This window comes from Sphingomonas sp. (genome assembly GCF_031380695.1).
Lineage (GTDB): Bacteria > Pseudomonadota > Alphaproteobacteria > Sphingomonadales > Sphingomonadaceae > Sphingomicrobium.
The window spans coordinates 1-8240 of the sequence record NZ_JANMWY010000143.1 but is presented as its reverse complement, the minus strand read 5'-3'; the positions used below and the strand labels follow the sequence as shown (position 1 = coordinate 8240).

Genomic DNA, 8240 nt, shown 5'->3' with positions numbered 1-8240 from the left:
CGGCGCTGCCGTCGTTCCTGATCACCGCCCGTACTGACGGCGCGCCCGTCCTGGTCGGCGCCTGCGGCCTTGCCCGCCGCGCGTCGGGCCGGGTCGAGCTCGGTTATTGGATCGCCCGCGCGCACTGGGGTCGGGGCTATGCCACCGAGGCCGGCCGCGCGCTGGTCGATATCGCCACCACGCTCAAGCTGGGCGCGCTCGACGCCTCGCACTTTATTGACAATCCCGCCTCGGGCCGGGTGCTGGAGAAGCTCGGCTTCACCGCCACCGGCCTATTCGCTCCGCGCCACAGCTGCGCGCGCGGCGGCGATGCCCCATCCCGCTTGATGAATCTTCAGCTTGGCGCGAACGTCCTCCCCGACGCCGCGCCGCTCGCCGCCTGAGGAAGTCCTGCCTCAGACGGCCAGAGGGTCCGTTCGCGCCTCACGCTCCCCGGCCAGCGCGGGCGGACCCTCATAATTTGCGATCAACGCGCGATCATCCTCGTTCCACGGATGGAACCCGGGCAGGAAGAATTTAACCCACGCCGCGAAGATCTTGCGCATCATTCCCGGCCGCATCCACATCGTCCACAACAACACCGACCACGCCCGCACCCCGGTCACCCCGTCCTGCCGCATCAACTCGATCGCCCCCGCCGTCCGGTCGACGATGAAGTTGCGCGTTACCAGCAGCATGACCTTGGCCTTGACCTCCCACCGTTTGCGCTTTGGCCACGTCTTGGTCGCGTGCAGCCAGGTGTCATAAGCGACACCCTTATGCTCGATCTCCTCGGTCGCGTGCCACTTCCACAGCGCCGCCGTCGCCGCGTCGGCCCCGGCGAGGTGGCTCGGATCGGCCAGCAGCTCGTGTGCCAGGATTGCCGTGAAATGCTCCAGCGCCATCGTCGCCGCCAGGCTGACGATCGGCGGCCGTGCCCGCGTCAGCACCAGCCACGCCGCGACCTTCGCCTCCAGCTTGCTCAAATCATAGCCCGCATCCGCCGCCCGGCGGTTGAACGCCAGATGCTCGCGGCTGTGGATCACTTCCTGCTTGGTAAAGGCGCGGATTTCACTCACCAGCGGCTCCGGCGCCCCATCGCGATACTGCCGCACGCTCTCGACGAAGAATGCCTCGCCGATCGGGAAGGTCGCCGACAGCGCATTGTAGATCGCGGTGTCGGCCACCCGTCCGCCATGCCACAGCCGCGGCGTCGCCTCGCCCCGCCCGAACCGCCGGTCGCGCGGCGTGATGCTGAGGTCGGCAGGGGTAACATTGTCGAACCGGGTCGGCGCATTCATGGCGATCATCCTGATGAGGTTGCTGCGAAGATGCCCACTACTGACAATAATGTCAATAGCTCCTCCCCGGCACGGGGAGGTGGCAGCCGCAGGCTGAAGGACGGGTCTCGCAACACGAATAAAACCCCCGCCCGATCGTCCCTCCACCACGCTTCGCGCGGTCCCCCTCCCCTTGCAGGGGAGGAATCGCTAAGAGGCTCCATGTCCCCCCGCCGCCTCTCCCCCGAAGACGCCCGCGCCGCCGCCGTCGAAGCCGCGCACCGCCTGCTGATCGAGGACGGCGCCGCCGCCATCACGCTCAAGGCCGTGGCCAAGCGCGTCGGCCGCACCCACGCCAATCTGCTCCATCATTTCGGCAGCGCCGCCGGCCTCCACCGCGCCCTGGCGGAGGAGATTGCGCGCCGCGTGTCGGCCTCGATCACCGCCGCCATCGCCAGCCGCCGGCGCGGCGAGGCGACCCCGCGTGACGTCGTCGATGCCACCTTCGACAGCTTCGCGCGCGATCGCGTCGGCGAGCTGATCGGCTGGATCGCCCTTACCCGCCAGCGCGAGGCGCTCGCCCCCGTGACGGAGACCATCGCCGCCATCCTCGCCGATTTCCGCGCGGCGGGAGACCCCCGCCCGATGGACCGCGTGATCCTCGGCCTGGTCCTGCTGGCGATCGGCGACAGCTTGGTCGGGAAAGAGATCGCGGCGGCGACGGGCGACGGGGTCGATGATGTGAGGGAGATCGCGTTGGCACAGATCGCGGCACTGATCGGGTGAGGGGTTATCGCGCTCATCGCCCCCTACAGCTCGACCCTCCTTTCCTCTGCCTCCATCAGTGAAACTTTGCTCCCGCGGCAGGCCTCGCATGGCCATGACAAATCCTTACTTGCACATGAGAACTATTCGCATTAACGATCCGTTTTTATCAAACCACTCGAAGGGGTCGCTCAATGAAGCGCTCTAACTATGTCGTCGCCTTACTACCAGCCGCAGTCATGGGGTTCGCTTCGCCAGTTCATGCCGACGAAAATATCTTTGCCTACAGCTATGGCAGCGAGACTCTCCCCAAAGGCGGAACCGAGGCCTATCTGTGGGCCACCGACCGACGTGGCAAGGGCGTGGGAAGCTATGCCGCACAGGACTATAAGTTCGAACTTGAACATGGCTTCTCGAACCGTTTGCAAAGCTCGGTGTATGTGAATTTTATCTCGCACCACATCAACGGGCTTGTGCCAGAACTCGACGATGAGAAGCGCAACTTTGCCTGGAACGGGATGCAGGCATCGTTCAAATATGCCTTCACCAGCCCGTACAAGGACGGCGTCGGCGTGGCGATTTATATCGAACCCGGCTTTGCGCGCTACGGCAAGAAGTCGGGCAAGCGCGAAAACCAGGTCAGCCTCGAGACGAAATTGCTTTTTCAGAAAAACTTCTTGCAGGATAAGCTTATCTGGGTCGGCAACGTCACGGCCGAGCAGGAATTCGCGCATGAAGGCGGCGGCGAGTGGGAATCGGAGCTTGAATTCGAGCTGTCGAGCGGGCTCGCCTATAATGTCGCGCCGGGCCTGCACTTCGGCGCGGAGGGCCGCTACACCGCCGCCTACGAGAATTTTCCGAACGAGTTCAAGCGCGCCGACTATGCGTTTTTCGCCGGTCCCACGATCCATTATGCGACGCGTAAATGGTGGGCGACTCTAAGTTATCAGCCGCAAATTCACGGGGGTCCCAAGGTGCGCTCCGGTTCGCGCAACCTTGCCGATTATGAAAAGCGCGAGATTCGGCTGAAGCTGGGCTATAACTTCTAGATGAACACGAACCTTCCCTCCTGGGTGATGATGGTGCCGGTGGCCGTGCTATCCGCGGGCGCGCCGACGGCCGCGTACGCCACCCAATATCTGACCTTGGGACAGGCGCAGAGGCAGCTATTCCCGTCGGCGACGGAGTTTGTCGACCGGTCGCTGACGTTGACGGCCGCCCAGCGCAAGGCAATCGCGAGCGCGGCACGGGCCGGCAGCACGACGAGTCAGCGTGCCTATGAAGCACGCGGCCCAAGCGGGCGTCTCGGCTGGCTGTTCATGGATCAAGTGCTCGGTAAACATGAGCTGATTACCTACGCAGTCGCGCTCGACCCGACAGGCGTGGTGCGCGGGATCGAAATCCTCGATTACCGCGAGACGTACGGCGGTGAGATACGCAACCTTAAATGGCGCCAGCAATTTGTCGGCAAACGCGCCGGGGCGGCGCTGCAACTCGACCGCGACATCAAGAATATTTCGGGCGCGACCCTGTCGTCACGGCATGTCACCGACGGAGTCCGCCGCGTGCTAGCGACCTTCGCGCTTATTTACGCGCAGGTGTGACCTCGTGAGGCGCTGCCGCCCGCTGCTCGGCACCTTCGTCGAAATAGACGCCGATGACTCAAGCGCGATCGACGTCGCCTTTGCCGCGATCGAACGCGTCCATACCCTCATGAGCGCGCACGAGCCGGACAGCGAACTCAGCCGGATCAACCGCTTTGCGCATCTTGTGCCAGTTCAGGTCAGCGGCTGGACGGGCCAAGTGATCGGACGCGCGCTATACTGGTCGCGTACCAGCGCGGGACGGTTCGACGCCGTTCGCGCGGGTCGCGCCGCGCTCGATGGCGGCGCGCTCCCACGTCACCACGATCAACCCATTCCCGAGGCCACCGACTGGACCTCTGTCAGGCTTTCAGCCGGCGCGGTATCGCTCGATCAGCCAGCATGCCTCGACCTCGGCGGGATTGCCAAGGGTTTCGCCGTCGACCGCGCGATCGATTCGCTCAAGGCGGCTGGAGCGGCGCACGGACTGGTAAACGCTGGCGGCGACGTGCGCGGCTATGGCGCCGACGCTTGGGAAGTGGTGGTGGTCGACCCGGCCAGCCGCCGTCCGTTTGCGCATGTCGGCCTTACCAACGGTGCGGTGGCAACAAGCGCCGGGCGTCCCGTCGAATCTGGCATGCTGGCATTCGATCATCTGCCGGGTCACGATTCGCGCTGGAGGTCGGTCAGCGTGCGCGCGCCCCTTGCGTGCGATGCTGATGCGCTGACCAAGATAGTTTGGAGTGGCTCCCCCGAAGTTCTCAGGTGGCTTGGCACCGCCGGCGCCGAGGCCTTCATGATCGGCGCCGATGGGTCGATGGAAGCAATCGCCGCCCAGGCGTTTGCGGCGTGAATACGCGACGTCCCAGCCGGCTTTCGCGCTGGCAGGAATGGTCGGTCTATATCAGCTGCGGCTTGCTGATCGTCAGCGGGATAGGGTGGTTGATCTTCGACAAGTGGGTGCACATCGCCGGTGAGTATGGGAGCGAGCACCATCCCCTCCAACACACGACGCTGATCCTCCACGGCGTCGCTGCTTATGCCTTCTTGATCGTCGCCGGGACGATAATTCCGGTACATATCGGGCTCGGTTGGACGCTCCGACGCAATCGCAAGAGTGGGATGACCTTTGCATCTATCTGCATCGTGCTCGCCCTCACCGCGCTCGGCCTTTATTATGTCGGCAACGAGGTTTTGCGCGACTGGGCTAGCGTCGTCCACTGGGTCGTCGGCCTAGCCGCGCTTCCCGCACTTGTGCTTCATGCAATCAGTGGTCGGCGCTTCGAATGAATCTAAGGCCTGACGTGCTAACGAATGTTTTTCGTTTAGCGAACGGTCGACGAAGTCCTTGCCGAGAACAGGTGGGCATCGTCGAATGTGACCATTTTTCGTCGCTTTCGCCTGCCCCGACGAGGAGCCAACTCCGCAACAAGCCGACCTCGCCGACCCCGTTATCGTGAGTATTGGGCACATTCGCGAGACAGCGGTGACGCGCTGGGTGCCGCTCATGCTGACAAGAGACTGAGCGATTCGAAGGCTGGTATCAAAGGGCCGACCTTGGGATTTTCGCGCCCTTCCCCTACAGGGCGCGGATGCATTTTCTCGACCAGGCCAAGATTTTCGTCCGTTCCGGCGCGGGCGGCCCCGGCGCGGTCAGCTTCCGCCGCGAGAAGTTCGCCGAGTTCGGCGGGCCCAACGGCGGCCACGGCGGCAAGGGCGCCGACATCATCTTCGAGGCGGTGGCCGGGCTCAACACGCTGATCGATTTTCGCTACACCCAGCATTTCCGCGCGCCGCGCGGCAAGGGCGGGGCCGGGCAGAACCGCACCGGGGCGGGTGGCGAGGATCTGGTCATCCAGGTCCCGGTCGGCACGCAGGTGCTGGCCGACGACGAGGAGCGCTCGCTGCTCGCCGACCTGACCGAGGTCGGGCAGCGCGTCCTGTTCCTGCGCGGCGGCGACGGCGGGCGCGGCAATGCCAGCTATAAGACCTCGACCAACCGCGCCCCGCGCCAGCATGGCACCGGCTGGCCGTCGGAGGAAATGTACGTCTGGCTGCGACTGAAGCTGATGGCCGATGTCGGCATCGTCGGCCTGCCCAACGCCGGCAAGTCGACCCTGCTCAACCGCACCACCAATGCCGTGGCGAAGGTCGGCGAATATCCCTTCACCACGCTCCGCCCGCAACTGGGCGTGGTCAGTTTGAAGCAGCGCGAGTTCGTGCTGGCCGACATCCCCGGTCTGATCGAGGGCGCCGCCGAAGGGGCCGGGATCGGCGACCGCTTCCTCGGCCATGTCGAGCGCTGCCGCGCCCTGCTCCACCTCGTCGATGCCGAGGGCGAGGACCCAGTAGACGCCTGGCGGATCGTACGCGGCGAACTCGATGCCTATGGCGCCGGGCTGGAGGACAAGCTCGAACTGGTCGCGCTCAGCCGCTGCGACCTAGTCGATCCAAAGGTGCTGGCGAAGCTCCGCAAGAAGCTCGCCAAGGCGTGCGGGAGCGACGTGTTCATCGTCTCCGCCGCGACCGGCGACGGGGTCGAGGAACTGCTCGAAGGCCTGTTCGCCCTGATCGGCCAGGGCGCCGTGACCGAGGCCGAGGAAGCGGAGCCCGAGGCGGCCTGGTCCCCGCTGGCATGAGGATCGCGCTGGCATGAAGATCGCGCTGACCGGCGCGACCGGCTTCGTCGGCGGCCATGTGCTCGATCGGTTGGTGGAAGCTAGCCATATGGTCAACGCCCTCGCCCGCCGCCCGCAACCTGCTCGCCCCTGCGTCGAGTGGATCGGCGGCGACCTCGCCGACCCCGCCGCCCTCGCTGCGCTGGTTGCCGGCGCCGACGCAGTGATCCACGTCGCCGGAGTCCTCAACGCCCCCGACGCAGCGGGGTTCGAGGCGGGCAACGTCACCGGCACCGCCGCCCTCCTCGCCGCCGCCGTCTGCGCCGCCGCCGTCTGCGCCGAAGTCAAACGCTTCGTCCACGTCTCGTCACTGGCTGCCCGCCAACCCGGCCTGTCACTCTACGGCAGATCGAAGGCGCAGTCGGAAGAGCTGGTCGCGGCATCGAAGCTGGCGTGGGCGATCGTCCGCCCGCCCGCCGTCTACGGCCCCGGCGACCGCGAGACGCTCGACCTGTTCCGCATGGCGGCGAAGGGGTTCGTCCTGCTCCCGCCCGCCGGCCGCCTGTCGCTGATCCATGTCGACGACCTGGCCCGCCTGCTCGTCGCCCTCGCCGACCCCGCCGCGCCGGGCGGCCTGACGATCGAGCCCGACGATGAACACCCCGGCGGCTATTCCCACACCGAGTTCGCCCACCTCCTCGGCAAAGCCGTCGGCCGCAAGGTCCTGCCCATCTCGACCCCGCGACCCCTGCTCGCCCTCGCCGCCCGCGCCGACCGCTTCGTCCGGGGCCGCAACGCCAGACTCACCCCCGACCGCGTCGCTTACTTCTGCCACCCCGACTGGGTTGTCGATCCGGCGCGCGACGTCGATCCAAGCCTGTGGCAACCGCGCATCGACACGGTGGAAGGGCTCGCCGACACCGCCGCCGGGTACCGCGCCCAAGGGTGGCTCTGATCCCGCCGCATCTCCGCCCCATTTCGTTGCGAAGGGGCACTCTCCTTCTTAAGGCGAGCGCATGACCGACAGTATCTCCGACATCGTCCACCGCCTGATCGAACCGTTCAACCAGAAGGGTGTCGCCGTCACCGCCACGACCCTCTTCGCCCAGGACCTCGAGTGGGACAGCCTGACGGTGCTCGACTTCGTCGCCAACGTTGAGGATGAGTTCGACATCCTCATCACGATGAACCAGCAGGCCGAGATAGAGACCGTCGGGCAACTGGTCAGTGCGGTCGGCGAGCTGCAAGCCAAATGAACGACCTGTTCGACAAATTCGACCCGCTGATCGCCACCCGCGAGCAATTGCTGTCGACCGGCATCACCGACCCGTTCAACCTGGTCATGGAGCGGGTCGAGAGCCCGACCGTCGCCATCTGCAACGGCAAGCGCACCATCCTGCTCGGTACCTACAACTACATGGGCATGACGTTCGACCCCGACGTGATCGAAGCGGGCAAGCAGGCGCTCGACGACTATGGTTCCGGCACGACCGGAAGCCGCGTGCTCAACGGCACTTATGCCGGGCATCGCGATTGCGAGGAAGCGCTCAAGGACTTCTACGCGATGGACCATGCGATGGTCTTCTCGACCGGTTACCAGGCAAATCTCGGGATTATCTCGACCATCGCCGGCAAGGACGATTATATCGTCCTCGACATCGACAGCCATGCCTCGATCTACGACGGCTGCGCGCTGGGCAATGCCAACATCGTGCCGTTCCGCCACAACGACATCGATGCGATGGAGAAAAGGCTGAAGCGAATCCCCGAAGGCGCGGGCAAGCTGGTCGTGCTCGAAGGCGTCTATTCGATGCTCGGGGACATTGCACCGCTCAAGGAAATGGTCGCCGTCGCCAAGGCCAATGGCGCGATGGTGCTGGTCGACGAAGCCCATTCGATGGGTTTCATCGGGACAAATGGCCGCGGCGTCGCCGAAGCCCAGGGGGTGATCGACGACGTCGACTTCATCATCGGCACTTTCTCGAAGTCGGTCGGCACGGTTGGCGGCTTCTGCG

At 65.3% G+C, this 8240-nt stretch carries 11 protein-coding genes; 10 read left to right on the top strand and 1 reads right to left on the bottom strand.

From position 1 onward, the window contains the following. On the top strand, nt 1–383 hold a 383-nt coding region (locus RMN84_RS05345), incomplete at its 5' end, for a GNAT family N-acetyltransferase (protein WP_309611165.1). A gap of 12 nt (nt 384–395) precedes the next feature. Here the strand turns inward: RMN84_RS05345 and RMN84_RS05340 are convergent. After that, nucleotides 396–1280, bottom strand: coding sequence for a metal-dependent hydrolase (locus RMN84_RS05340; RefSeq protein WP_309611164.1), 885 nt, complete (start codon nt 1278–1280; stop codon nt 396–398). Between the two features lie 201 nt (nt 1281–1481). Here RMN84_RS05340 and RMN84_RS05335 point away from each other — a divergent pair, with 201 nt between their 5' ends. The 9 genes from RMN84_RS05335 to RMN84_RS05295 form a co-directional block, all read left to right on the top strand. Continuing rightward, nucleotides 1482–2045, top strand: a complete 564-nt coding sequence (locus RMN84_RS05335; protein WP_309611163.1) for a TetR/AcrR family transcriptional regulator — start codon at nt 1482–1484, stop codon at nt 2043–2045. A 173-nt stretch (nt 2046–2218) separates the two neighbouring features. Further along, the gene (locus RMN84_RS05330; RefSeq protein WP_309611162.1) at nt 2219–3073 is read left to right on the top strand and encodes a DUF6662 family protein; all 855 of its coding nucleotides are present in this window, start codon (nt 2219–2221) and stop codon (nt 3071–3073) included. Further along, nucleotides 3074–3628 carry an FMN-binding protein gene (locus RMN84_RS05325; protein WP_309611161.1) on the top strand — a complete coding sequence of 185 codons (555 nt, stop codon included), beginning with the start codon at nt 3074–3076 and terminating at the stop codon, nt 3626–3628. It begins immediately after the preceding gene. Nucleotides 3629–3632: 4 nt separating this feature from the next. Further along, on the top strand, nt 3633–4460 hold the full coding sequence (locus tag RMN84_RS05320; RefSeq protein ID WP_309611160.1) for an FAD:protein FMN transferase: 828 nt from the start codon (nt 3633–3635) through the stop codon (nt 4458–4460). Continuing rightward, a complete protein-coding gene (locus RMN84_RS05315; protein ID WP_309611159.1) occupies nt 4457–4897 on the top strand; it encodes a hypothetical protein in 441 nt (146 codons plus the stop codon). The genes RMN84_RS05320 and RMN84_RS05315 overlap by 4 nt, the downstream gene beginning before the upstream one ends. Before the next feature lie 302 nt (nt 4898–5199). Continuing rightward, the gene (gene obgE / locus RMN84_RS05310) at nt 5200–6246 is read left to right on the top strand and encodes a GTPase ObgE (protein WP_309611158.1); all 1047 of its coding nucleotides are present in this window, start codon (nt 5200–5202) and stop codon (nt 6244–6246) included. Nucleotides 6247–6259: 13 nt separating this feature from the next. Further along, nucleotides 6260–7180: an NAD(P)H-binding protein gene (locus RMN84_RS05305; protein WP_309611157.1), complete on the top strand. Its 921-nt coding sequence runs from the start codon at nt 6260–6262 to the stop codon at nt 7178–7180. 61 nt (nt 7181–7241) lie between these two features. Beyond that, a complete protein-coding gene (locus RMN84_RS05300) occupies nt 7242–7481 on the top strand; it encodes an acyl carrier protein (RefSeq protein WP_309611156.1) in 240 nt (79 codons plus the stop codon). After that, on the top strand, nt 7478–8240 hold a 763-nt coding region (locus tag RMN84_RS05295; RefSeq protein WP_309611155.1), incomplete at its 3' end, for an aminotransferase class I/II-fold pyridoxal phosphate-dependent enzyme. The genes RMN84_RS05300 and RMN84_RS05295, both read left to right, overlap by 4 nt.

Excerpts from the sequence above, each read along its gene's own strand:
- RMN84_RS05340 (WP_309611164.1), bottom strand. The coding sequence starts at position 1,280 with ATGAATGCGCCGACCCGGTTCGACAATGTTACCCCTGCCGACCTCAGC.
- RMN84_RS05335 (WP_309611163.1), top strand. The coding sequence starts at position 1,482 with ATGTCCCCCCGCCGCCTCTCCCCCGAAGACGCCCGCGCCGCCGCCGTC.
- RMN84_RS05330 (WP_309611162.1), top strand. The coding sequence starts at position 2,219 with ATGAAGCGCTCTAACTATGTCGTCGCCTTACTACCAGCCGCAGTCATG.
- RMN84_RS05325 (WP_309611161.1), top strand. The coding sequence starts at position 3,074 with ATGAACACGAACCTTCCCTCCTGGGTGATGATGGTGCCGGTGGCCGTG.
- obgE (WP_309611158.1), top strand. The coding sequence starts at position 5,200 with ATGCATTTTCTCGACCAGGCCAAGATTTTCGTCCGTTCCGGCGCGGGC.
- RMN84_RS05305 (WP_309611157.1), top strand. The coding sequence starts at position 6,260 with ATGAAGATCGCGCTGACCGGCGCGACCGGCTTCGTCGGCGGCCATGTG.
- RMN84_RS05300 (WP_309611156.1), top strand. The coding sequence starts at position 7,242 with ATGACCGACAGTATCTCCGACATCGTCCACCGCCTGATCGAACCGTTC.